This is a genomic window from Pseudomonas sp. P20 (genome assembly GCF_016463925.1).
GTDB lineage: Bacteria > Pseudomonadota > Gammaproteobacteria > Pseudomonadales > Pseudomonadaceae > Pseudomonas > Pseudomonas aeruginosa.
The window spans coordinates 127,016-151,109 of the sequence record NZ_JAEMVM010000014.1 but is presented as its reverse complement, the minus strand read 5'-3'; the positions used below and the strand labels follow the sequence as shown (position 1 = coordinate 151,109).

Genomic DNA, 24,094 nt, shown 5'->3' with positions numbered 1-24,094 from the left:
TTGGGCATGTGGGCGAGGCCGGCTCACAGGGTCTTGAGGTATTCGAGCAGCGCCAGGCGCTGGCTTTCGTCGTACTCGCGGGCGAAGTCGTGGCCGGCGTTGGAGTTGCCTTCCAGGTGGGTGTCGAAAAGGAAGGCGTTGTCCGGGCCGGGCGCGGTGAGGTAGCCGACCCGGCTCGGATCGAACTCGTGGCTGCCGGTGTAGAAGGTGGCCGGCCGTTGCTCCTGGGGCAGCAGCAGGTCGTACAGCGACGGCACCGAACCGTTGTGCAGGTAGGGTGCGGTGGCCCAGATGCCGTTCAGCGGGCGAGCGATGTAGCCGAGGAATGGATGCTCGGTATTCAGGCAGTAGTCCTTGCGCGCACTCTTGTCGGTGGGGACTTCGCCGGCGGCGAGGCTCTGCGCCTGGCTGTCGGCAGGGGCGGCGCCGGCCAGCAGCAATTGTCCGGCGGGCACCGCTTGCAGGCTGTTGGAGCCGGGCAGGGTCTGCTGCCCGGTGACGATGGCGTGGATGATCTCGGCGATGCCGTCGGCCAGCTGGCCTTTCTTGCCGAGCATGATCTGGAACACCTCGGGGACCTGCATGTCGGCGATCTTCGAAGTCCGCCCGACGATGCCGACGCCGCTGGGGGTGCCGAGGGACGGTCGGAACAGGCCGAAGTAGTTGCCGCTGGGGCTGCTGAAGGTGAAGGTGTTGCAGGCCATCCACGGGTCGGTGCCGATCGGCGCGTCGTCGCCATGGGCCTTCAGGCGCACCTGGCGGACCTTGATCGGGGTTTGCAGGTCGTCGCGGCCGATGCTCGCATGGCAGGCCGCGCAGTTCTCCTCGTAGAGGCGCTTGCCCTGGGCCAGCCTGGCGCTGTCCGGGGCGCCGAACAGCTGGCTCGGCCAGGCCGGCGCCTTGAGCTTGTGGATCAGGCCCTCGACACGGGTCAGGTTGTCCACGCGGATGCTCGATATATAGCCCTCCAGGCCGGACAGCGGATGGCTGACCACGTCGCCGTAGTCGCCCTGGACCACGCCGATGTCGCCGGCCAGGTAGCCGAGGTCGAAGACCTGGCCGTTGAGGTCGAGGACCTTGACGTTGGGCACGAATCCGCTGGATTGCAGCTTGTCCATCTGCAACGTGTGCCACAGTGCCGGGAAGCTGGTCGGCGCGTCGGTCGGGTTCGCTTGCAGATGGCGGGCGCCGGAGTTGATTGCCGCGCGGTTGAGTGACTGGCCGGTGGCGTCGAGGCGCCCCGGGCCGGGTTGCAGGTCGGTCGCGGACATGCTCAGCAGGGTGTCGATCAGCGCCGCGCGTTTGACCAGGGCGGCCTTCAGCAGCTCGCGGTTGGCCGGGCTGTCCTCGCTGCCGAGGACGTTGCCGGCGAAGCGCGCGAACTTGTCGCCGTCGTCGCTGGTGCGGCGCAGCGCGGCGAGCACTTCGTCGAAGATCGCCTGGACGTTGGCCAGGGTGGCGCCGGCGTCGACGGTCAGTTCGCTGCCGCGGTAACTGATGTCGGTGGAGTGGCAGCCGGCGCAATTCAGCCCGACCCAGGGTTCGCTGGACGACTGGCGGGCTTTCCAGCGCAGGCGGGTGTCGGAGAACTGGCTGTCGTCCTGCTGGTCGAGGGCGAAGCCGCGCGGCAGGCGCAGTTCGCCGCCTTGCCAGTTGCGCAGGGGAAAGCCGAGGCGCCGGGCGTTGTCTTCGGAGAACAGGCGCTCCTCGCTGTCCAGACGCTCCAGCGCCTGGGCCCAGGCCAGCGGCAGCAGCCGCGAACCGAGCGAGGCGTCGTACCAGGAGGCGCGTTGCTCGGCGTTCCAGCCTTGCTCGAGCTGGATTTCGGTGGCGACGGCAGGGCTGCCGGCGGCGGCCAGTGCGGCGGCCAGCAGGACCCGCGAAAAGGTCGGATGCATCGTGTTCCCCTCATGGCTGACGACGTCTGCGTCCCCACAGGGCAGAGCGATGCAGTGCGCTCGATGGCTGGGCGTGCCGCCACTTCGTCCCTGACGGGAGCGCGCCGGCCGCGGCGCGCCGCGGGCCGGAACGTCCGGTTGGGCACTACGCTACGGAGTCGCGGCGGCCGGCGGGTAATGCTTTTTGTGCGACGGAAAAGGTATGGGAAACGGAACCGCCCGGTCCGGAAAGGGCGCGCCGGTCGGGCTTTGCCCTGCGCGCCAGGTTCGCAGGGCGGAGAGCGCCTAGGGCGTTGCCCGTTCTATCGGACAATCCCTGCCGGGCTTGCGGACGAAGACCAGGTAGAGTGCGCTGAGCAGCGCGAGGAACGGCACGCCGAAGACCAGGGTCATGCGGAACGCCTCGGTGAAGAAGGTGGTGACCAGGATCGCCGCCATCAGCGCCAGGCCGAGCAATGTCGACCAGGGCGCCAGGCGCATGCGGAAGGCCAGCGGCGCGCCGCCGTGGCGGGCGCGGTGGCGGCGGAAGCAGAGGTGGGTGAAGAAGATCATCAGCCAGGTGAAGAGGGCGCCGAACATCGACACCGCCATCATCAGGGTGAAGGACTGCTCGGGGTAGACCAGGTTGAGCAGGGTCGCCAGGGCGATACCGACGCTCGACAGCAGCAGCGCGTTCAGCGGCACGCCCTGGCGGCTCAGTTCGCCGAGGCCCTTCGGCGCGTGCCCCGCGCGCGACAGGCTGAACATCATCCGGGTGGTGATGTAGAGCTGGCTGTTCATCGCCGACAGCGCGGCCACCAGCACCACGAAGTTCATCACCCCGGTGGCGCCGGGCAGGCCGATCGCCTGCATCACCGTGACGAACGGGCTCTGGCTCTGCCCGGCCTGGTCCCAGGGGACGATGGCGAGCATCAGCGCCAGGGTCAGCAGGTAGAACACCACCAGGCGCACGATGGTCGAGCGGAACGCCGACTTCACCGCCTGTTCCGGATGCTCGGCCTCGGCGGCGGCGACCGCGATCATCTCCACGCTGAGATAACTGAAGATCGACACCACCACGGCGATCCACATGCCTTTCAGGCCGTGCGGGAAGAAGCCGCCGTGGGCGCTGTAGTTGTGCACGCCGTAGGCCGGGTTGGCGGAGCCGAACACCAGGTAGGCGCCGAGCAGGATGAAGGCGACGATGGCGGCGATCTTCAGTGTCGAGAAGCAGTATTCGAAGTTGCCGAAGGCTTTCACGCTGCTGGCGTTCAGGCCGATCAGCAGGGTCGAGAAGGAGATGATCCAGACCCATTCCGGGATACCGGCGAACCAGTACTTCATGTACATGGCCACCGCCGTGACCTCGGTGCCCACCGCCAGGACGATGGCCGCCCAGTAGGCGTAGCGCACCAGGAACCCGGCCAGCGGGCCGACGTAGTGCTCGGCGAAGGCGCCGAACGAGCCGGGGGTGGCATGGGCCACGGTCATTTCCGCCAGGCAGCCCATCAGCAGCAGGGTGATCAGCGCGCCGATGGCGTAGCTGAGCAGGACGCTGGGGCCGGCGAAACCGATGGCGAAGGCGCTGCCCATGAACAGGCCGGTGCCGATGGCGCCGCCGATGGCGATCATGCTCATCTGCGCGGCCGAGAGCCGCCGTTGCAGGCCCTGTTCGCGGCGCGAGATGGCCTCGAAGCCCTGGGGGTCGTTCATCTGGATGTCCTCTGGAATCTTATTGGGGTTCTTATGAATTGCCGAGGGAACGTCGGTGGCGATGTGCGGGTGCCGGTCGCGGGCTCCTGTGCGCGAGAGCGGTGGGTGTTCGCGGGCCGCCCCGGGAATACCGGCGCGGCCCGCGCGAGCGGGGCTCAGGTCACCTTGTGCCGGACCTGGTAGCGCGGCTCTTTCCAGGCTTCGCTCTGGAGGATTTCCAGCAACGCCTGCACCGCATCCCAGACCTCGACGAAGCGGGTGTACAGCGGGGTGAAGCCGAAGCGCAGGATGCCCGGCTCGCGGTAGTCGCCGATTACCCCCCGGTCGATCAGGGCCTGGACGATGGCGTAGCCCTGGGCATGCTCGAAGCTGACATGGCTGCCGCGCCGGGCATGCTCGCGCGGGGTCACCAGGGTCAGGCCGAAGCGTTCGCAACGGCTTTCCACCAATTCGATGAACAGATCGGCGAGGGCCAGCGACTTGTCGCGCAGGCGCTGCATGTCGGTCCGGGCGAAGATATCCAGGCCGCATTCGACCAGGGCCAGCGAGGTGATCGGCTGGGTGCCGCAGAGGAACCGGGTAATGCCTTCGCCGGGCTGGTAGCGCGGCTCCATGGCGAACTGGCGGGAATGACCGAACCAGCCGGACAGCGGTTGCCAGACACGCTCGCGCAGGCGCGGCGCGACCCACACGTAGGCCGGCGAGCCGGGGCCGCCGTTGAGGTACTTGTAGGTGCAGCCGATGGCGTAGTCGGCGTCGGCCGCGTGCAGGTCCAGCGGCAGCGCGCCGGCCGAGTGGGCCAGGTCCCAGATCGCCAGGGCGCCGTTTTCGTGGACCAGGCGGGTGACCTCGCGCATGTCGTGCAGGTAGCCGGTCTTGTAGTTGACATGGCTGAGCATCACCACCGCGGTATCCGCGTCGATCGCCGCCGGCAATTGCTCCGGGTCATCCACCAGGCGCAGCCGGTAGCCGCGCTGGAGCATGTCGGTAAGGCCCTCGGCGATGTACAGATCAGTGGGGAAGTTGCTCGATTCGGAAACGATCACCTTGCGCCCTGGCGCTTCTTCCTTCTGGATCCGCAGGGCGGCGCTGAGCACCTTGAACAGGTTGATCGATGTGGTGTCGGTGATCACCACTTCGCCGGCGCGCGCGCCGATCAGGGGCGCCAGCTTGTCGCCGAGGCGCTCCGGCAGGCCGCGCCAGTCGGCGCTGTTCCAGCTGCGGATGAGCCCCTCGCCCCATTCCGCGGCGACCACTTCGGCGGCGCGCTCCACGGCGGCCCGGGGGCGGGCGCCGAGGGAGTTGCCGTCGAGGTAGATCACGCCGTCGGGCAGGGCGAACAGTTGGCGCAGGTCGGCCAGGGGATCGCCGGCGTCGAGCGCCAGGCAGTCGTCACGAGTGGTCATCGGTTACTCCGCGGTAGGCAGGGCGCGCAGCACGGCACGCACCGGGCTGGCATCGAGGTGGGTGAATTTCAGCGGCAGGGCGAGCAGTTCGTAGTCGCCGGCGGGCACGTCGTCGAGGACCACGCCTTCGAGGATCGCCATGCCGTGGCGGCCCACAGCGTGGTGGGCGTCGAGGGTCTTGGAGTGCTGGGGGTCGAGCGACGGGGTGTCGATGCCGACCAGCCTGACGCCGCGCTCGGCGAGGCACTCGATGGTGGCCGGAGCGATAGCGCAGAAGCCTTCCGGCCAGTTCGCCGGGACCCGTTCGAAGGTCCGTAGCAGCACCCGCGAGGGCAGGTCGTCGAGCTGGCCGGCGAGGTGTTCGGGGGTCACCAGCGGGTTAGCGCCGATACAGTGGATCACCCGGCACGGTCCCATGTAGACGTCCAGCGGCACCTGGCCGATGGGCAGGCCGTCGGCGCGGTAGTGCAGGGGGCCGTCGACGTGGGCGCCGGTATGCGGCGAAAGGGTGATCCGGCCGACGTTGACCGGGCACTGCTCGTCCAGCCGCGCCGCCCATTCCTGCTGGAACGGCGTGTCGCCGGGCCAGGTCGGCGTGTTCGGGTCGAGGGCGGGACTGATGTCCCAGTAGCGGAGCGAAGTCATTGTTTTTCTCCGGAAGTCCAGCGAATGATAATGAACGAGATTTCGGAGAATTTTCGTGCGAAATGCAAGGTCGCATGGCAATCTGTTCGCACAAAATTCGAAGATAGCTATTCATTCTGATAGGAGCTGCACATGTCCCTGGACGCCATCGATCTGCGCATTCTCCGTCACCTGCAGCAGGACGGGCGGATGAGCAACCAGGACCTGGCGGAGAAGGTCTCCCTCTCGCCATCCGCCTGCCTGCGCCGGCTGCGCCTGCTGGAAAGCGAGGGGATCATCCGCGGCTACTCGGTGGAACTGGATGCCGAGCGACTGGGCGTGGAACTGGAAGCCATCGTCCATGTGTCGCTGCGCCAGGACGTCGAGGGTTGGCACGAGGCGTTCATCGCCAGGGTCCGGGACTGGCCGGAGGTGGTCACCGCCTATGTGGTGACCGGCGCCACCAACTATGTGCTACGGGTCCGGGCGCGCAACCTCAAGCACTATTCGGACTTCATCGTGAACAAACTGAACCGCGCCGCCGGCGTCACCGATATCCGCTCGGAAATCGTCCTGCAGGAGATCAAGGCCGGTGCCGACCTGCTCGACCTGGTGAACCTGAAGAGTTGAACGGGGCGACCCCTCATAAAAGCATGAGTGCAATGAGAGGAAGGAATTTTCAGTCGTCGAGGGAAATAATTATTTTGTCTTTTTTCATGGGGTTACGAGTTATTAGCTAATGAATAAATAGTCTGCCGGAATTGATTTTCCCCGTGCTAGGTTTCCTCCGTCCCCGTTGCCGGGTTGTCAACGTTACACGGAGGTTAGGCGGTGAGTGAATATATCGAGACCGACGACGCAAGTTACTTCCGGGTCAGGCGCCAGGCCTATGTTTCCGCGGAACTGCACCGGCGCGAACTGCACGAGATATTCGACGACAGCTGGCTGTATGCCGCCCACCTCAGCGAACTGCGCGAGCCCGGCGACTTCATCACCCGCGACGTCGGCGGGCGCAACCTGATCATCCAGCGTCGCGCCGATGGCGAGCCGGCGGTCTACCTGAACGCCTGCGCGCACCGTGGGGCCAAGGTCTGCGCCGAGCGCCAGGGCAACAGCCAGCGCTTCACCTGTCCCTACCATGGCTGGACCTACGACAGCCACGGCAGCCTGATCGGCCTGCCGGACAAGGCCGCCTACCAGCATGCCGGGCAATGCCATCCGGAGCTGTCCCTGACACGGGTGAAACACGCGGTCTACCGCAACTTCCTGTTCATCCACTACGCCGCCCGGCAACCGTCCCTGGAAACCTACCTGGGCCAGGCGAAGGACTATATCGACCTGATCTGCGACCAGTCCGAGGCGGAACTGGAGATCATCCCCGGTGGCTTCGAGCATTCGATCAAGGCCAACTGGAAGCTGCTCGCGGAAAACGGCGTGGACGCCTACCACCTGCCGTTCGCCCACAAGCGCTACCTGGAATACCTGAATACCCTCGGCACCGATCCGGAGTCGCACAAGCGCCACGGACGCGGAGAGGCGCTGGGCAACGGCCACGCGCTGATCATCAGCGGCCCGCCGTCCACCGGACGGCCGATCGCCTACTGGAGCCCGTTGTTCCCGGAAGCGCTCAAGCCGTCCATCGCCGCCAAGTTCGAACGCCTGGTGGAACGCTTCGGGCAGGCGCGGGCAGAGGACATCGCCCACACCAACAAAAGCCTGTTCATCTTTCCCAACCTGGTGATCAACGACATCCTCGGCCTGAACATCCGCTCGTTCTTCCCGACTGCCGCCGATGAGGTCAGCGTCACCGTATGGGGCGCCGGCTTCGCCGATGAGACCCGCGAGGAGCGGGCGGCGCGGATCAATGGGTTGATCTCGTTCATCGGCCCGGGCGGTTTCGGCACCCCCGACGACGTCGAGATCCTCGAATCCTGTCAGCGCGCCTACGCCCACGCCGCCCTCGGCTACAGCGATTTTTCCCGCGGCATGGGACCGGCAACCCGCCGCCACGTCGACGAGGAGCAGAACCGCGGCTTCTGGCGCGAGTGGAGCCGCCGGCTCGGGCAGCAGCCCGCCGCCCTGCGGCTTCTCGCCGTGGCCGTCTGAGCCGTCTTCAACCATCGCTCCCTGCAGATCCCTGCGCGCCGCCCTGGCTACGCGGGGAATAAAGGGTCACTGCAAGGAACGTCATCCATGTGTGGAATCACCGGCTGGACCGACTGGAGCCGCGACCTCGGCGAGCAGCGCAGCATCCTCGAACGCATGACCCGTACCCTGGCCCCGCGCGGGCCGGACGCCGAAGGCCTGTGGCTGTCGCGGCACGCGCTGCTCGGCCATCGGCGCCTGGCGATCATCGACCTGGAAAACGGCGCTCAACCGATGCTTGCCGAGGCTGGTGGGCGGGTGGCGCTGACCTACAGCGGCGAGGTCTACAACTTCCGCGAGCTGCGCGCCGAGCTGGAGACGCTGGGCCAGGTCTTCCGCACCCGCTCGGACACCGAAGTGGTGCTGCGCGCCTATCTGCAATGGGGCGAGGCTTCCTTCGCCCGCCTCCGCGGCATCTACGGCTTCGCCCTGTGGGACGAGCGCGAGCAGAGCCTGTGGCTGGTGCGCGATCGCTTCGGGGTCAAGCCGCTGTACTACTACCCGACCGCCGGAGGCGTGCTGTTCGCCTCGGAACCCAAGGCGATCTTCGCCAACCCCGAGGCCAACCCGGTGCTCGACGCCAGCGGCATCGCCGAGCTGTTCGCCCTGACCACCGCGCCGACTCCCGGCCACGGCCTGTACAAGGGCCTGCGCCAGGTCCGGCCGGGCCAGGCGCTGCGCTTCGACCGCAATGGTGTGCGCGAGTTGGTCTACTGGGCGCTGCGCGCGGAACGTCACGAAGAGGGTGCCGAGGACAGCGCCGAACGCGCCGGCCAGTTGCTCCGCGAGGCAGTGGCCGAGCAACTGGTGGCCGACGTCCCGCTGGGCAGCCTGCTTTCCGGCGGGCTCGACTCCAGCGCCATCAGTGCCTTCGCGGTGGCCGCGCTGGATGGCGACGCGCGGCGCCTGCCGACCTTCTCCGTGGACTTCCCCGGCGAAGGCCGCGGCTTCGTCCCGACGCCCTGGCAAAGCAGCTGGGACGAACCCTATGCGCAGCTGGCGGCGAACTTCCTCGGTACGCCGCACCGTACCGTGCTGGTCGCCCCGGAAGAGGTGCTGGAACAGGACGAGGCGGTGCTCCAGGCCCGCGACCTGCCCGGCTGGGGCGAGCTGGACGCCTCGCTCTACCTGCTGTTCCGCCAGGTCCGCGAGCACACCACGGTGGCACTGTCGGGCGAGTCGGCCGACGAGGTGTTCGGCGGCTACCCGTTCTTCCACGACCCGAGCGCCCTCGCACACGACGGCTTCCCCTGGCTGGCCGGCAAGAGCGGGCCCTGGCAACTGCTGCGGCGGGAGGTCGCCGAACGGGTGGCGGCGCCGGAATACATCCGGGCGCGCTACCGCGAGGCCCTCGCCGAAGTGCCGCGGCTGGATGGCGAGGATGCCGCCCAGCGACGCCAGCGCGAGGTCGCCTACCTGGCGCTGAGCCGCTGGCTGCCGGCGATGCTCGAACGCAAGGACCGGATGAGCATGGCGGTCGGCCTGGAAGTGCGCGTGCCGTTCTGCGACCACCGCCTGGTGGAGTACGTATGGAACCTGCCCTGGGCGCTGAAGAGCGTCGCCGGGGAAAGCAAGAGCCTGCTGCGCCGGGCCCTGCGCGGGCACCTGCCGCAGGCGATCCTGGAGCGGCGCAAGAGCGGTTTCCCGGCCAACCCCGACCCACGTTACCTGGCGCTGCTGCGCGAGCGGGTCGGCCGCCTGCTCGACGACGGCCGCTCGCCGCTGTTCGAACTGGTGGACGCCGGGCGGGTCCGCCAGGCTCTCGAACAGGGCACGCCGCTGCCCAGCCCGCGTGCCTCGGCGAGCCCGACCGCCGGCCTGGCCTACCTGCTGAACCTGGACCGCTGGCTGACCCGCCATGGGGTCGACATCAGCCTCTGAGCGGCACTTTCTTCCCGGAGGATACTCATGAGCCTTGCCTTGTCCCGTCCCGACAGCGACCTGCTGGCGCGGGTCAGCGATTTCCTCGTCGCCGAAGCCGAGCTGCTCGACGACCGCCTGCTGGATACCTGGTTCGCGCTGTTCGAGCGCGCCGCACGCTACCGGGTGCTGCCCTTGCAGGAGCAACTGGCCGGCCAGGCGCCGGAGGACAGCCTGTACATCATCGACGACGACCACGTGCGCCTGCGCGAGCGGGTCGACAGCATCCTCGGCGGGCATACCTGGATGGAGCAGCCGCGCTCGCGCACCCGCCGCCTGGTGGGCAACGTGCGGCTGAAGCGGGTCGAGGGCGAACTGGTCAGCAGCCGCAGCAACTTCGTCGTCCATCAGTTCCGCAACCGCGAGGCCTGGAGCTTCGTCGGCGAAGCCAGTCATGTCCTGCGCGACGGCCCCGGGGGCTTGCGCATCGTCTCGCGGGAGATCCGCCTGGACCACGAGACCATCAGCGCCCAGCGGCGCATCAGCATCATCCTGTGAGGCGCCGCCCATGAATACCGATCCGTTGCTGCCCGGCTTCGACTACCTGACCCTGCACACCTCCGCCGCGCGCCTCCGCGTCGCCGTGAAGGGCAGCGGCCCGCCGCTGCTGCTGTTGCATGGCTATCCGCAGACCCACCTGGCCTGGCATCGCATCGCTCCGCGCCTGGCCGAGGACTACAGCGTGGTCCTCGCCGACCTGCGCGGCTATGGCGAATCGCGGGCGCTGGACGAGGAGGGCGCCGACTATTCCAAGGCCGCGCTGGCCCGCGACCAACTGGAAACGATGGGCCAGCTAGGCTTCGAACGCTTCGCGGTGATCGGCCACGACCGCGGCGCGCGGGTCGGCTATCGCCTGGCGCTGGACCATCCGCAAGCGGTCGCGGCCTTCGTCTCGCTGACCGTGGTGCCGATCCTCGACAACTGGGCCGCGGTGAACAAGGCCTTCGCCCTCAACGCCTACCACTGGTTCCTCCTCGCCCAGCCGTACGACCTGCCGGAGCGCCTGATCGGCGCCGATCCGGAGCACTTCCTCGACTACACCCTGCGACGCATGGCCCAGGGCCGCGACATCTACCACCCGCAGGCGCTGGAAAGTTACCGCCGGGCGTTCCGCGACCCCGCCGTGCGCCATGCGATGTGCGAGGACTACCGGGCCGCGGTGGGCGTCGATGCCGACGCCGACCAGGCCGATCGCGATGCCGGCCGGCGCCTGCAATGCCCGGTCCAGGTGCTCTGGCAGGAGCGCCCCTACGCCGCCGGGCAGCATCCGCTGGAAATCTGGAAGACCTGGGCCGGGCAGGTCGAGGGCGCCGCCATCGGCGCCAGCCACATGCTTCCCGAGGACGCGCCGGACGCCGTGCTGGAGCACCTGCTGGGGTTTCTCGCCAGCCACCGGGAGGCGCTCCGATGAGCGCCGTCGAACGCGATCCGGCAGCGCAGGCGACGCTCTGGCGACAGCGGGTGTTCGAGGTGCACGCGGCGATGTCCGCCTACGTCGCCGAGCGCCATCGGCGTGAAGACCTGGGGGACTGGGTGGCGACCAGCGCGCGGATATTCGCCGATCTGCCGGCGACCGACGACCTGCGCGCCGAAGCCTGGCAGGCGGTGTTCTTCCGCGCCCAGGCGCTGATCGAACAGTTCATCGTCGCGCGCCCGGCGGATTACCGGCTCGACGACTGGGCGCGCGCCACCGCGCGGATCTATCGCGCGCTGGAACCGGCGGGACGGGGCGATCCGGCCAGCGCCGCCGACCGCCTGGCACGCCAGGCCGCGCTCTACGGTTCGCGTTTCGAGGTGCAGGCCGAGGCTGACGGGCGCGCGGTATTCCACAACCGTCACTGCGCGATCTGGGACTACCGCGAGCGCGCCCGCGCCCGAGGCGTGCCGATCACCCTGGAGTCGGCCTGCACCTATTGCACCAAGCTGCTGTCGGCGTTCGTCGCCGCCAGCGATTGCCGCGCCGACTGGCGGCTCTACGAAGAGCCGCAAGGCCACGGCTGCGTATGGACCATCACGGCGGACAGCCTCAACCAAGGAGCAGGCGTACATGAACGCGATCATTGAACAGGCGCGCAGCCTGGACGGCTACCAGGATTCCAGCGAACTGCTGCAACGTCGCGACCAGGACTGGGTGCTCGACCGCGCCGGCATCGAGCCGCGCAGCCTGCTCGATCTCGGCTGCGGCATCGGCTCGCTGCTGCTCGGCGGCGCCCGGCGCTGGCCCGGCCTGCAACGGTTGTGGGGCATCGAGCGTTCGCCGCTGCGCCTGGAGCAGGCGCGCGCGCAGTTGCGCGGGGCTGGCGTCGAGGCGCGTCTGCTGGAGGGCGACCTGCTCGACCTGCCGCCGCTGGCGGAACGCTTCGAGCTGATCAGCATGACCGCCGTGCTGCACTGGCTGTATCCCGACGAAGAGCGGCTGTTCCGGTGGGTCGCGCGGCACCTCGAGGCGCAGGGGGTATTCCTGTTCACCTCGCACCATCCGTTCGCCGAGGATGGCCTCGGCGGCGAGGACGACCTGGTCGCCCAGGCCCTGGTCGAGATGGGCCTGGCTGCGTCGGAACGGGTGGCGGCGCTCTACGCGGAAGCCGGGCTGCTGCCGATGGGCACCCGCACCCGTGGCCGGGAGGCGTTGCGCGAACGCGTCGAACGACACTTCCGGGTCGACTCCATCGTCTCCCGCCCGGCGGTCCTGCGTGTCGCCGACTCCGCCGAATACCAGCGTTTCCACGCCGCCACCTTCGGCACCTATTTCGCACCGCTGGTGCCGGCGACGCGCCTGGAGGAATTCTTCGTCCGCCTCGGGCGGATCGCCGAGCGGCGCATGCAGGCCGACGGACAGGTCAGCGAAATCCCGGTCAGTGTCTGGCGCTGCCGGGCTCGGGAGGGCGAGGCATAACCTTATGCGCAATCGGTCTGCCGCGCGGCTGAAAATCGGTACGGGCAATTGCACTCGGTGGCATCCGCAACCGATCAAGGATGAACCGACCATGTCCAACCCGCGTTCGCCACGTCTTCGACTCGTCCCCGTGCTCTGCGCGGTCGGCCTGGCCTGCCTTGGCCAGCCCGGCGAGTCGGCGGCAGAGGAGGTCCGCGCCACCAGCAGCGCCGAGATCCAGCGCTTCGACATCCCGGCCGGCGAACTGGCCCAGGTACTGCTGAGCATAGTCCGCCAGAGTCGCATCCCGATCGCCTTCGACCAGCACCTGGTGGAGGGCCTGCCGGCACCGGCGATCCAGGGCTCCTACAGCGTCGAGCAGGCGCTGCAGCGGGCCTTGCAGGGCAGCGGCCTGGAATACAGCCGCAGCGCCGCCGGCGTGCTCAGCCTGCAACGCGCCACGGCGCCGGATGCCGCGCTGCCGGCGGCGAAGCCCGCCGGGACCCTGGCCACGGTGGTGGTCACCGGCACCCGCAAGGCCGATGTCAAGGCCGGCGAGAGCCTGGCACCGATCGATGTGGTCAGCGCCGAGCAATTGCGCGACAGTGGCAGCGGCGACCTGCGCGACGCCCTGGTGCGCCTGCTGCCCTCGCTGTCGCGCCAGGCCCAGGCCTACAACGCTTCGGCGCTGACCAACGCGCAGTCGCTGCGCGGCCTGAGTCCCAACCACGTGCTGGTGCTGGTGAACGGCAAGCGCCGTCACGAGACCGCCAACATCAATGTCAGCGGCGGGCTGCAGAGCGGCTCCACCGGGGTCGACCTGGATACCATCCCGCTCGCCGCCATCGAGCGCATCGAGGTGCTGCGCGACGGCGCCTCGGCGCAGTACGGCTCGGACGCCATCGCCGGGGTGATCAACGTCATCCTCAAGTCGGCCGACCACGGCGGCCGGCTCGCCTACGACAACGGTCGCTACGGCGATGGCGACGGCCTGACCCAGAACGGCGGGGTGAATGGCGGCCTGCGTTTCGGCGAGAGCGGTTTCCTCAACCTCAGCGCGCAGTTCCGCGAACAGGCGCGGACCATCCGCGCCGGCATCGACCAGCGTACCGGGCACTACGGCAACCCGTCCATCGGCGACCCTTCGCTGCACCGCCAGGCGCTGGCCTACAACGCCGGCGTGGCGCTGGACGACAACGTCGAGCTGTACAGCTTCGCCACCTATACCCATCGCTCGGTGTCCTCGGCGCAGATCTACCAGTTGCCGTCCCTGGCGCCGCGACTCTATCCGAACGGCTTCACCCCGCGCATCACCAGCGACGAGGACGACTATTCGCTGACCCTCGGCGCCCGTGGCGGCGAGCTGTTCGGCGCCTGGGACTGGGACCTCAGTTCGACCTACGGTGCCGACCGCCCGGAGATCGGCATGGACCATTCGATCAACCTCGCCCTCTACGGCGAGACCGGCGATTCGCCGCGCTCCTTCGACCTGGCGCGCTACAAGGCCACCCAGTGGACCAACAATCTCGACCTGCGCCGCGACTTCGACCTCGCCTGGCTGCCGGCGCCGCTGAATTTCTCCTGGGGCCTGGAGCAGCGCCGCGAGCTCTACGAGGTCGAGGCCGGCGATCCCTGGTCCTACTACAACGGCGGTTCCAAGGCACTCCCCGGGCAGGCGCCGGCCACCGCCGGACAGTGGAGCCGCGACGTGCTCGGCGCCTATCTCGACCTGTCCATCGCCCTCGACGAGCGCTGGCAACTGGAGACGGCGGCGCGCTACGAGCACTACAGCGACTTCGGCAGCACCACCAACGGCAAGCTCGCCAGCCGCTACCGCTTCAGCCCCGAGGTATCGGCGCGGGCCAGTCTCAGCAGCGGCTTCCGCGCGCCGTCGCTGGCCCAGGAGAACTACACCAGCCTGGGCGTCTCGCCGACCATCGCCAGCGGCCTGCTGGCGGTCAACTCGCCGGCGGCCAGGCTGCTCGGCGCCGAAGACCTGGAGCCGGAAAAATCGATCAGCTACAACCTCGGCCTGGTGCTCGATCCCTTGCCGGACCTGAACCTGGCCATCGACGCCTATCGCATCGAGATCCGCGACCGCATCGTCGACGGTGCCACCTATTCCGGACAGCCGGCGATCGATGCGCTGCGCGCCGGCGGGATCAGCATCCCGGCCGGACTGACCCAGGTCAGCACCCACTACATGACCAACGGCGCCGACACCCGTACCCACGGCCTCGACCTCACCGCCAGCTACCTGACCCGGCTCGGCGAGTGGGGCCGGATCGACTGGCGCCTGGGCGCCAACGTCAATCGCACGAAGCTGGTCAGGAATCATCGCGGGCGCAACGGCCAGCCGCTGCTCAACGACCAGCAGCAGGCCTGGATCACCAGCTCCACGCCGCGCAGCCAGGTCAGCCTGCAGGCCGACTGGAGCTACCGGCGCTGGGGCCTGACCCTGCGCGAAACGCGCTACAGCAAGACGGTTTCCGAACTGGACTACTACACCGGCGAGCATGCCTATTCGACCACGGTCTTCAACCGCTTCGAGAACTCGCCCAAGTACATCACCGACGTTGCCCTGCGCTATGCGGCGAGCCGCAACCTGACCCTCAGCGCCGGGGCCAACAATCTGTTCGACGTGAAGCCCGACAAGCTGCCGGCCGAGAGCGCCTACCTCGGCTTCAACCAGTACGACACCTATGCCTCGCAGATCAGCTTCAACGGCGCCTTCTACTACCTCGGCGCGGCCTACACCTTCTAAGGAGGACGAACCATGAGCATCGAACTGCGCGGCGGCGTGCGCGCCTCCGCGGTCATCGGCGACAGTGCCTTCGCCCGCCAGGCCGCGCGTTTCCTGCCGGACACCCGCAGTCGCGCGGTGAGCGCCTTCGACATCCAGCAGAAGGCCCGCCTGGAAGAGGCGGACGGCCTCGACGGCGCGCTGTTCACCGTTTCCGCTGCCTGGCCCGACCCCTGGCTGGTCGCCGGCTGGGCTTTGGCCGCGGCGCCGCGCCTGCGCGCCACCGTCGCGCACCGACCGGGGAGCGCCCAGCCGACCGTTGCCGCGCGCGCCCTGGCCACTCTCGACGGCCTGTCCAACGGGCGCGCCGGCGTACACCTGGTGATCGGCTCCAGCGACGCCGACGTGCGCCGCGACGGCGACTTCGCCGACAAGGACGAACGCTACCGGCGCGCCGTGGAGTACCTGGAGGTCTTCACCCGCGCCCTGGAAAGCCGCGAACCCTTCGACTACCACGGCGAGTTCTACCGGCTGGAGGACGCCGGCAGCGGCTTCCTGCCGATCCAGCGGCCGCGCCCGCCGCTATCCGTTGGCGGCTCCTCGGCGCAGGCACAACGCCTGGCGGTGCGCTTCGCCGACGTCTACGCCGGCCACTTCGCCAGCCCCACGCAGACCGCGGAGCTCAAGCGCAGGCTGAACGAGGAGGCGGCGGAGCAGGGACGGCGGCTGAAGTTCTGGAAGCACTTCCAGGTGATCCTCGGCGACAGTCCGGCGGCGGCCCTGGACATCGCCGAGCACTACCGCCAGGCCGCTTTCGAACTGCTTCTGGCACGGCCCCTCGACGAACTGGCGGCATCGCCGCAGGTCGCCCGCGACGGCGAGCGCGACCGGCTCGCCCGGCTGGAGCCGGAGGCCTTGCGCGAATGGGTGGCGAATACCGTGCAGCGCAGCTTCGCCGGGGTGCTGGTGGGCAGCGTCGGCGAGGTGGCGGAACAGATCCTGGCCTTTCATCGCGCCGGCATCGAGATCGTCCAGCTCGAGGCCACCACCGAGAACGCCGAGGACATCCGCTTGCGCCGCCAACTGATCGAGCGCCTGAGGCGCGACGCATGAGCGGCGTCGCCCGCGAGGCCATGGAGGACGTCGCGCCGGCGCCTGGCGTCGGCGAGTTCGGCGTGGCCAGTTGTGGGGTGCTGCTGGCCTCGGTAGTGGGGGTGATCTTCGGCCCCACCGGGCTGGTGATCAGCAGCTTCTCGCTGTTCATCGAGCCGATCGCCGCCGACCTGGACTGGGACCGCGGCCAGTCGGCGCTGCCGGTGACCCTGCTGGGCCTGGCGGTAGCCCTGAGCAGCCCGCTGAAGGGCTGGCTGGTGGATCGCTGGGGCGCGCGCGCCCTGGTCCTGCCGCTGACCGCCGCGCTGGCCCTGTGCCTGGCCAGCCTGGCGCTGGCGCGCAGCGGCTGGCAGCTATACCTGCTGTTCGCGCTGCTCGGCCTGCTGACGCCGGGCAACATTCCCTATGCGCGGATTCTCGGCGGCTGGTTCGAGCGTCGTCGCGGCGCGGCCTACGGCATCCTCGGACTCGGCTTCGGCGTCGGCGGGCCGCTGGCGCTGTACCTGGGCAGCGCCTGCATCGACGCCTTCGGCTGGCGCGCCACCTTCCTCGTCTATGGCCTGCTCGAAGGCCTCCTGGCGCTGCCGCTGCTCTATGCGTTGTTCCGCGAGCGACCCGGCGACCTGCCGCAGGCGCGGCGCACGCCAGCCGACGCGCTGCCCGGAGCGACGCCAGGCCAGGCCTGGCGCTCGGCGGACTTCTGGCTGATCGTCGGCAACCTGACCCTCGGCGTGTTCGCCGTCACTGGCGTGATGGTGCATGGCGTGCCGCTGTTGCAGGAGCGCGGCCTGTCGCGGGAAGTCGCTACCGACGTGCTGGCGGCGCTGTGGGTCGGCATGATCGTTTCGCAACCAGCGCTGGGCTACCTGCTGGACCGCTACGACACCCCGCGCATCGCCTTGCCGTTCGCCCTGCTGGCGGCGCTCGGGCTGCTGCTCCTGCTCCTTGGCGGACCGCCGGCGCTGCTCTGGGGCGCGGTGTTCCTGATCGGCCTGGGCGCCGGCGGCGAGACCGGCACCACCCAGTACTTCGTCAGCCGCTACTTCGGCCTGCGCCATTTCAGCGTGATCTATGGCTCGATCCAGCCCTTCACCTTCGCCATCGCCATCAGCCTGGGGTCCTGGCTGCTGGGTTACTTCTACGACCGCGCGGGCTCCTACGCGGGCTCGACGCTGGTCCTGCTCGGCGCGTTCGGCGTGGCGGCAGGGCTGCTGGTCATGCTCGGGCGCTATCGCTACGCCATCGACGGGGAGGCACGCAGCCATGGGCGAGACTGAACGGAGCAGGGCGGAGGTCGGCGTCTGGCTGCTGGCCGGACTGGCCTTCGTGGTCGGCACGGTGGAACTGGTGGTGGCCGGGGTGCTCGACGAACTGGCCGCCAGTTTCGCCGTCAGCCAGGGCCGGGCCGGGTTGCTGATGAGCCTGTACGCGCTGGTCTATGCGCTGCTCGGCCCGCTGCTGGTCTACCTCAGCGCCGGTATCGAGCGCCGCCGCCTGCTGGCCGGCGCGCTGCTGGCGTTCATCGGCGCCAACCTGGCCAGCGCCGCCGCGCCGAGCTTCGCCCTGTTGCTGGCGAGCCGGCTGCTGGTGGCGGCCAGCGCCTCGGTCATCGTGGTGGTGGCGATCACCCTGGCGGTGGCCATTGTCGCGCCGGAACGGCGCGGCCGGGCGATCGGTCTGGTGTTCGCCGGCATCGTCGCCTCGCTGGTGCTGGGCGTACCGCTGGGCACCCTGATCGGCGAGTTCTGGGGCTGGCGTAGCCTGTTCCTGCTGCTCGCCGGGGTCGCGTTGCTCGGCCTGCCGCTGCTCCTGCGCCTGCTGCCGGCCATCCCCGGCGCGCCCGGCATCGCCCCGGCGGAGCAACTGCGGGCGCTGGCCCGGGGCCGGGTGCCGTTCGCCCACCTGGCATCGCTGTTGCAGATGACCGGCCAGTTCACCGTCTACACCTACATCGTGCCGTTCCTGGTCGGCAGCATGGCCCTCGACAAACCGACCATCAGCCTGGTCCTGCTGGTCTACGGGGGCGGCGGCATCCTCGGCGCGCTGCTCGGCGGACGCGCCGCCGACCGCTGGCCGGGGCCGGCCACCTTCGTCGCCTTCCTGCTCCTGCACGCACTGGCCCTGGTCCTGCTGCCGTTCGCCACCGACGGCCTGCCGCTGCTGCTGGGCGCGGTGGTGTTCTGGTGCGTGTTCAACATGGCGCCGGGGCCGGCGATCCAGAAATACCTGGTGGAACTCAGCCCGGACACCGCGGCGATCCAGATCAGCCTCAACACCAGCGCGATCCAGCTCGGCGTGGCCCTGGGCGCCTTCATCGGCGCGATCCTGGTGGACCAGGTGGCGGTGCGCGCGCTCCCCTGGTGGGGCGCTGCGCTGATCCTCGGCGCCGCCGCCTGCGGCTGGCTGTCCGCGCAGCGGCCGGCGGGCACGGCGGACTGCCGGGAGCGCCTCGATTGATTCCCTACCGCGCGCCACGGGAACAGCCCCGGGCGCCGTTCCTCAACCTCCAGGCTCACTACCGCTATCCGTGGCGTGGCCTGCCAGCAGCGAACGCTTACCATGGATAGCCAAGGCTCCATCAAGAACACCCTGATCGCCCAGTTGTTCCAGCAGAACTACGACTGGCTGTGCAAGAAGCTGTCCTACCAGACCGGCTGTAGCCACAGCGCCGAAGATCTCGCCGCCGAGGCCTTCCTGCAGGTCTGGATGCTCCCCGACCCGGCGTCGATCCGCTCGCCGCGGGCGTTCCTCGCGACCATCGCGCAACGCCTGATGTACGAGAGCTGGCGGCGCAAGGACCTGGAGCGCGCCTACCTGCAGATCCTCGCCGAGGCGCCGGAGGCGGTGCAGCCGTCGCCTCACGAGCAGTGGATGCTGATCGAGAGCCTGCAAGCCATCGACCGCCTGCTCGACGGCCTGTCCGGGCAGGCCAGGGCAGTGTTCCTGATGAGCCAGCTGGAAGGCCTGACCTACGTGCAGATCGGCGAACGCCTCGGATTGTCCCTGGGGCGCATCCACCAGTTGATGAAGGATGCCTTGCACTGCTGCTACCGGGGATTCCAGGAATGAGCGAGAAGCCGGAACGGCAACGCATCGTCGAGGAGGCCATCGAATGGATGGTGCGCCTGCAATCCGGCGACTTCAGCGCCGCCGAGGGCGATGCCCTGGAACGCTGGAAGGCGCTGTCGAGCGAGCATGCCGAGGTGTTCCGGCAACTGCTTGGCAGCCTCGCGCCGCTACAGGACTCGCCCTGGCGCGGCCAGCCGAGCGCTACCGTGCTGCGCGCCCTGGAGCAGCCGTCGAGCCGCCGGCGCTTCGTCGGCGGCGCCCTCGGGCTGTTCGTCCTGCTCGCCGGCGGCGCCGGCCTGGAGCGCTGGGTCCAGGCCGGCATGGGTCTGCCCGGCGAACTGGCGACAGGCACCGGCGAGCGCCGCGACTGGTTGCTGGCCGACGGCAGCCGCCTGCGCCTGAACGCGCGGAGCAAGGTGCGACCGCTGCTCGACGGCGCCCAGCGACGCCTGGAACTGCGGCGCGGCGCGATGCGCCTGGAAGTGAAGGAGGACCCGCGCGGCGCCTTCGCCCTCGACTGCGCCGCCGGACGGGTGGACTGCGCCAGCGGCAGCCTGCTGCTGGCCGAGGAGCGCGGGGCGATCCGCCTGGTGACCCTGCGCGGCAGCGCGCGGCTGACCACCGGTGAGGGACGCCAGCTGGCGGTGGCGGCACGACGTAGCCTGCTGTTCGATGCCGGCGGCCTGCTCGAACAGGGCCCGATGCAGGCCGGAGAGGATGCCTGGGCCAGCGGCTGGCTGGAGGTCCACGACCGCTCCCTGGCCTGGGTCGCGGAGGCCTTCCGGCCCTATCTGCCAGGCATCCTCCAGCTCGACGCGGAGATCGCCGGCAACCGCGTCAGCGGTCTGTTCCCGCTGGACGACATGCACACGTCCCTGGACATGCTCGGACGCAGCCTGCCGATCCGCGTGCTGCGCTACAGCGACTACTGGATCAGCCTGCGCCCCGCCTGACTCATTCGTCGAAGAACAGCAGGCAACGCAGTTCGATACTCTGCCGCGGCGGCGCATCGGCCGGGGTGCAGGGATCGTCGAAGGCGGTGTGCGCGCCGAGGCGGGCCTGCGCGTCCTCCCGCGAATCGTAGATCTTCAGCAGCAGCGCTTCCTCCGGCAGCAGGTGCGGGTAGTAGTACCAGCGGTGCTCCGGGTTGGGCTTGACCGAGTAGGTTTCGCCCACCTTGTCGCGGTACACCAGGTCACTGGCCACCAGGTCGTCGAACGCCAGGCTGCGGGCGTCCAGCAACGCCAGCGGCGCGCGCTGCGCCGGGTGGCCGAACGGACGCCACAGGTTGACGATCTGGAAGCGTCCGGCCAGGCGCCGTTCGGCGCGTTCCGCCGGCAGGTGGTCGCGGACCCGGCGCGGCGCCGAGCGCAGGGTCTGGTCGTTGTGCACGTAGCGCACCGGTTCGCGCAGGCCGCGTTCTTCGCGCCCGGCCTGGTCGACGCGCAGCGTGTGGTCGAAGATCACCGCCTCGGCGGCGCCGGTCAGGCGGCGGAGCAGGGCGATGCTTTCCGGGTAGTAGCGTTCACGAACCTGGGCTTCATCCTCGAAATCGCCCACCGCGCTCGCCTCGCGCACCAGTTGGAAACCCTCGCGCTCCAGGCTGGCCGGTTGCGCCAGCAGACGCGCATTGCGGATCGCCACCCGGGTCGGCTGCAACAGCGCGCTGCGCTGCGGCGTCCCGGCGGGGGCCGGATAGGTGTAGGCGACCGGCCGTTGGCCGTTGTCGCGGATATAGTTGACCTCGGCCTCGACCTGCTCCGGCGCGTGCGCCGGCCATGCGTGTTGCTGGCAACCCATGTGTCGTTCTCCCGTTGCCAGCGGAGATGCCTCCGCTGCCGCGCCGCCGGATGCCGCGCGTGAACGGCCAATCTAGCCGCTGGCAGGCGGCGGCGAAACGAACATCGGGCGCTGGCGTCCTGCCTTCGTGGAATAAGCCCGGAGCGGCTCAGGACATCGCGTCGAGTCGTCGCCGCTGGCGATACTGGCGCGGCGTCATGCCTTTCCAGCGCCTGAAGGCATGGATGAAGTTGGACACCTCGCCGTAGCCGAGGCGCTCGGCGATCTCCTCCAGGCGAATCGCGCCGGTGGCCAGCAGCTCTTCGGCGAGGGCCTGGCGCACCTCGTCGAGCAACAGGCGGTAGCTGCTGCCCTCGTCGTCCAGGCGGCGACGCAGGGTACGCACGGTGAGGTGCAGTTCCATGGCCAGGGTCTGCATGTCCGGCAAGTGGCCGGGCGTCCTCAGCAAGCGGTCGCGGATGCGTCCGGCCAGACCGCCGCGCACCTGGCGGCGAGCGAGCAGGGCGCGGCACTGCTCCTCGCAGGCGCGCGCCACCTCTGGATTGGCGCCGGGCAGCGGGAGGTCGAGGAAGCGCCGTTCGAAGACCACCCGGTTGTCCGCCTGGCCGAACGCCGGGCACAGGCCCAGCTCGCGCACGTAGGGCGCGGGATCGGCGGGCGGTGGGCGGCGGAAGCCGGCGCGGAGGATCGGCAGGCGCTGCCCGGTGAGGTCGCGCTGGATGCGCAGCACGCCACCGGCGTCGCGTTCGAGGAGGAAAATCCGCAGGTCCTCGGGAATGCCGGCGTCGTCGAGCACCAGGTGCGCTTCATCGTCGTGTACCTCCAGGCGGATGCCATGGAAGGCGAAGGTCAGGTCGAGGTAGCGCAGGCCCAGTTGCGCGGCGCTGAGGAAGGTCGGGCTGCTGAGCAGGGCGAAGCCCCAGATGCCGTAGGCGTTGAGGTGATAGCGCAGGCCTGCCGCCAGGCCCGGCGCGCAGGCGTCGCCCAGGTGCCGGACCAGGTTGCGCACTACGCTCAGTTCCTGGGCCGCGTCGATTTCCCCGGAGGGATCGCCGAGCAGGCGGATATCCAGGCCGCTACCTGCCAGGCACTGCTCCAGGCCGAGGCCGCGGTCGATGCCGAACTGGATCAGCAGGTGCGCGCTGATGGCGCTGCGGCGGGGAGACCAGGGCGGAGTGGGCATGGTGGCGTCCGAGGTTGACCGAAAATCACAACTTTATGTCCGGCCCGGCCATAACGCCAGTCGCCCCGGCGAACTAGGATGCTGCCATCCGCCGCTGGGCGGAATCGCGCCGGACGGCGTGGCAAGCAACAAACGGGAGCACAACAATGCACAACGAGTCCCGCCCTGAAGCCCCCTTGCGGGTGCTGGTGGTCGGCGCCGGCTTCGCCGGTCTCGGCCTGGCGATCCGCCTGCGACAGGCAGGCATCGACGATTATCTGGTCCTGGAAAAGGCCGCCGATGTCGGCGGTTGCTGGCGGGAAAACCGCTACCCGGGCGCCGCCTGCGACGTCCCCTCGCATCTCTATTCGTTTTCCTTCGAGCCGAAGGCCGACTGGTCGCGCAAGTTCGCCCCGCAGGCGGAAATCCTCGACTACCTGCGGCATTGCGCGGACAAGTACCGTCTGCGCGAGAAGATCCGTTTCCACTGCGAGGTGGAGGAGGCCCGTTTCGACGCCGGCAGCGGCGAATGGCAGGTGCGCTGCGCCGATGGCCAGACGCTGCGCGCACGGGCCCTGGTCTGCGCCACCGGCCAGTTGAGCCGGCCGCTGCTGCCGCGCCTGCCCGGCCTGGAGCGCTTCCAGGGTCCGGCGTTCCACTCGGCGAACTGGGACGCCGAGGTCGAGCTGGCCGGCAAGCGGGTCGCGGTGATCGGCACCGGAGCCAGCGCCATCCAGTTCGTCCCGCGGATCGCCCCGCAGGTGCAACGCCTGTCGCTGTTCCAGCGCAGCGCGCCTTACGTGATCGCCAAGCCGGACCGCACCTACGCCGACTGGGAACGCCGCCTGAAGGTGCGCTGGCCGTGGCTGCAACGCCTGGATCGGGGGCTCAAGTACCTGCACCACGAATCGCGGATGCTCGCCTTCGCGACCTTCCCGGCGCTGATGAAGGTGATGCGGCTGAGCTTCCATCGTCACCTGCACCGGCAGATCGCCGATCCGCAACTGCGCGCGCGGCTGGTTCCCGACTACCCGCTGGGTTGCAAGCGCATCCTGATCAGCAACGACTATTACCCGGCGCTGGCCAGGAGCAATGTCGAACTGGTCGACACGGGCATTCGCGAAGTCACCGAAGACGCCGTGGTCGGCCGTGACGGCCGCCGGCACGAGGTCGACGCGATCATCTTCGGTACCGGCTTCGCCGCCACCGAGTTCCTCGCCCCGATGCGCATCCTCGGCCTCGACGGACGCGACCTGCGGCAGGCCTGGGCGGATGGCGCGGAAGCCTACAAGGGCATCAGCGTCAGCGGCTTCCCCAACCTGTTCATCCTTTACGGGCCGAACACCAACCTCGGCCACAACTCCATCGTCTACATGCTGGAAAGCCAGTTCCCCTACGTGCTCGGCTGCCTGCGCCAGCTCCAGGAGCAGGGCTTGCGCTACCTCGACGTGAAGCCCGAGGTCCAGCGGCGCTTCAACCTGGAGGTGCAACAGGGGTTGCGCCATACCGTCTGGGAGCGTGGCTGCGACAGCTGGTACAAGACTGCCGCCGGCAAGAACACCAACAACTGGCCGGGCTACACCTTCGTCTATCGCTGGCGTACGCGCCGGCCGGAGCTTGCCGACTATGACCTGGCCCGCTGAAGCG

At 69.1% G+C, this 24,094-nt stretch carries 20 protein-coding genes; 14 read left to right on the top strand and 6 right to left on the bottom strand.

What is annotated here, in order from left to right; translation table 11 throughout:
* Nucleotides 1-23 precede the first annotated feature (23 nt).
* The 4 genes from JHD77_RS19795 to kynB form a co-directional block, all read right to left on the bottom strand.
* Nucleotides 24-1,898 carry a (7S,10S)-hydroperoxide diol synthase gene (locus JHD77_RS19795; RefSeq protein WP_031756585.1) on the bottom strand — a complete coding sequence of 625 codons (1,875 nt, stop codon included), beginning with the start codon at nucleotides 1,896-1,898 and terminating at the stop codon, nucleotides 24-26.
* Between the two features lie 285 nt (nucleotides 1,899-2,183).
* The gene (locus JHD77_RS19790; RefSeq protein WP_003088769.1) at nucleotides 2,184-3,590 is read right to left on the bottom strand and encodes an amino acid permease; all 1,407 of its coding nucleotides are present in this window, start codon (nucleotides 3,588-3,590) and stop codon (nucleotides 2,184-2,186) included.
* Nucleotides 3,591-3,745: 155 nt separating this feature from the next.
* Nucleotides 3,746-4,996: a kynureninase gene (kynU, locus tag JHD77_RS19785; protein ID WP_003105320.1), complete on the bottom strand. Its 1,251-nt coding sequence runs from the start codon at nucleotides 4,994-4,996 to the stop codon at nucleotides 3,746-3,748.
* A gap of 3 nt (nucleotides 4,997-4,999) precedes the next feature.
* Nucleotides 5,000-5,641, bottom strand: a complete 642-nt coding sequence (kynB, locus tag JHD77_RS19780) for a kynurenine formamidase KynB (RefSeq protein WP_003088775.1) — start codon at nucleotides 5,639-5,641, stop codon at nucleotides 5,000-5,002.
* A 132-nt stretch (nucleotides 5,642-5,773) separates the two neighbouring features.
* Here kynB and kynR point away from each other — a divergent pair, with 132 nt between their 5' ends.
* The 13 genes from kynR (at nucleotide 5,774) to JHD77_RS19715 (ending at nucleotide 20,438) form a co-directional block, all read left to right on the top strand.
* Nucleotides 5,774-6,250: a kynurenine pathway transcriptional regulator KynR gene (gene kynR / locus JHD77_RS19775; protein ID WP_003088777.1), complete on the top strand. Its 477-nt coding sequence runs from the start codon at nucleotides 5,774-5,776 to the stop codon at nucleotides 6,248-6,250.
* Between the two features lie 201 nt (nucleotides 6,251-6,451).
* Nucleotides 6,452-7,726: an aromatic ring-hydroxylating oxygenase subunit alpha gene (locus JHD77_RS19770; RefSeq protein ID WP_003105323.1), complete on the top strand. Its 1,275-nt coding sequence runs from the start codon at nucleotides 6,452-6,454 to the stop codon at nucleotides 7,724-7,726.
* A gap of 87 nt (nucleotides 7,727-7,813) precedes the next feature.
* Nucleotides 7,814-9,646: an asparagine synthase (glutamine-hydrolyzing) gene (gene asnB / locus JHD77_RS19765; protein WP_003105325.1), complete on the top strand. Its 1,833-nt coding sequence runs from the start codon at nucleotides 7,814-7,816 to the stop codon at nucleotides 9,644-9,646.
* Nucleotides 9,647-9,673: 27 nt separating this feature from the next.
* Nucleotides 9,674-10,183, top strand: coding sequence for an aromatic-ring-hydroxylating dioxygenase subunit beta (locus tag JHD77_RS19760; RefSeq protein WP_003105327.1), 510 nt, complete (start codon nucleotides 9,674-9,676; stop codon nucleotides 10,181-10,183).
* A gap of 10 nt (nucleotides 10,184-10,193) precedes the next feature.
* Nucleotides 10,194-11,096: an alpha/beta fold hydrolase gene (locus JHD77_RS19755; protein ID WP_003105331.1), complete on the top strand. Its 903-nt coding sequence runs from the start codon at nucleotides 10,194-10,196 to the stop codon at nucleotides 11,094-11,096.
* Nucleotides 11,093-11,749: a hypothetical protein gene (locus JHD77_RS19750; RefSeq protein ID WP_003118518.1), complete on the top strand. Its 657-nt coding sequence runs from the start codon at nucleotides 11,093-11,095 to the stop codon at nucleotides 11,747-11,749. Before JHD77_RS19755 ends, JHD77_RS19750 begins: the two co-directional genes overlap by 4 nt.
* A complete protein-coding gene (locus JHD77_RS19745) occupies nucleotides 11,733-12,581 on the top strand; it encodes a class I SAM-dependent methyltransferase (RefSeq protein WP_009876352.1) in 849 nt (282 codons plus the stop codon). The genes JHD77_RS19750 and JHD77_RS19745 overlap by 17 nt, the downstream gene beginning before the upstream one ends.
* Before the next feature lie 91 nt (nucleotides 12,582-12,672).
* On the top strand, nucleotides 12,673-15,324 hold the full coding sequence (locus JHD77_RS19740; RefSeq protein WP_031756587.1) for a TonB-dependent receptor: 2,652 nt from the start codon (nucleotides 12,673-12,675) through the stop codon (nucleotides 15,322-15,324).
* A gap of 12 nt (nucleotides 15,325-15,336) precedes the next feature.
* On the top strand, nucleotides 15,337-16,416 hold the full coding sequence (locus tag JHD77_RS19735) for an LLM class flavin-dependent oxidoreductase (protein WP_003120261.1): 1,080 nt from the start codon (nucleotides 15,337-15,339) through the stop codon (nucleotides 16,414-16,416).
* Nucleotides 16,413-17,693 carry an MFS transporter gene (locus tag JHD77_RS19730; RefSeq protein ID WP_017001341.1) on the top strand — a complete coding sequence of 427 codons (1,281 nt, stop codon included), beginning with the start codon at nucleotides 16,413-16,415 and terminating at the stop codon, nucleotides 17,691-17,693. The genes JHD77_RS19735 and JHD77_RS19730 overlap by 4 nt, the downstream gene beginning before the upstream one ends.
* Nucleotides 17,680-18,873 (top strand): MFS transporter, encoded by a 1,194-nt coding sequence (locus tag JHD77_RS19725; protein ID WP_010794128.1) that lies wholly within the window; start codon nucleotides 17,680-17,682, stop codon nucleotides 18,871-18,873. The genes JHD77_RS19730 and JHD77_RS19725 overlap by 14 nt, the downstream gene beginning before the upstream one ends.
* 102 nt (nucleotides 18,874-18,975) lie before the next feature.
* On the top strand, nucleotides 18,976-19,485 hold the full coding sequence (locus JHD77_RS19720) for a sigma-70 family RNA polymerase sigma factor (RefSeq protein WP_003107976.1): 510 nt from the start codon (nucleotides 18,976-18,978) through the stop codon (nucleotides 19,483-19,485).
* The gene (locus JHD77_RS19715; protein WP_003114844.1) at nucleotides 19,482-20,438 is read left to right on the top strand and encodes a FecR family protein; all 957 of its coding nucleotides are present in this window, start codon (nucleotides 19,482-19,484) and stop codon (nucleotides 20,436-20,438) included. The genes JHD77_RS19720 and JHD77_RS19715 overlap by 4 nt, the downstream gene beginning before the upstream one ends.
* Nucleotide 20,439: 1 nt before the next feature.
* Here the strand turns inward: JHD77_RS19715 and JHD77_RS19710 are convergent, their stop codons facing one another.
* Nucleotides 20,440-21,285 (bottom strand): CmcJ/NvfI family oxidoreductase, encoded by an 846-nt coding sequence (locus tag JHD77_RS19710; protein WP_003107935.1) that lies wholly within the window; start codon nucleotides 21,283-21,285, stop codon nucleotides 20,440-20,442.
* Between the two features lie 148 nt (nucleotides 21,286-21,433).
* Nucleotides 21,434-22,468 carry an AraC family transcriptional regulator gene (locus JHD77_RS19705; protein ID WP_003118509.1) on the bottom strand — a complete coding sequence of 345 codons (1,035 nt, stop codon included), beginning with the start codon at nucleotides 22,466-22,468 and terminating at the stop codon, nucleotides 21,434-21,436.
* Nucleotides 22,469-22,614: 146 nt separating this feature from the next.
* On the opposite strand from JHD77_RS19705, the gene JHD77_RS19700 reads away from it, so the two are divergent.
* Nucleotides 22,615-24,090, top strand: a complete 1,476-nt coding sequence (locus tag JHD77_RS19700; RefSeq protein WP_016851681.1) for a flavin-containing monooxygenase — start codon at nucleotides 22,615-22,617, stop codon at nucleotides 24,088-24,090.
* Nucleotides 24,091-24,094: the final 4 nt, after the last annotated feature.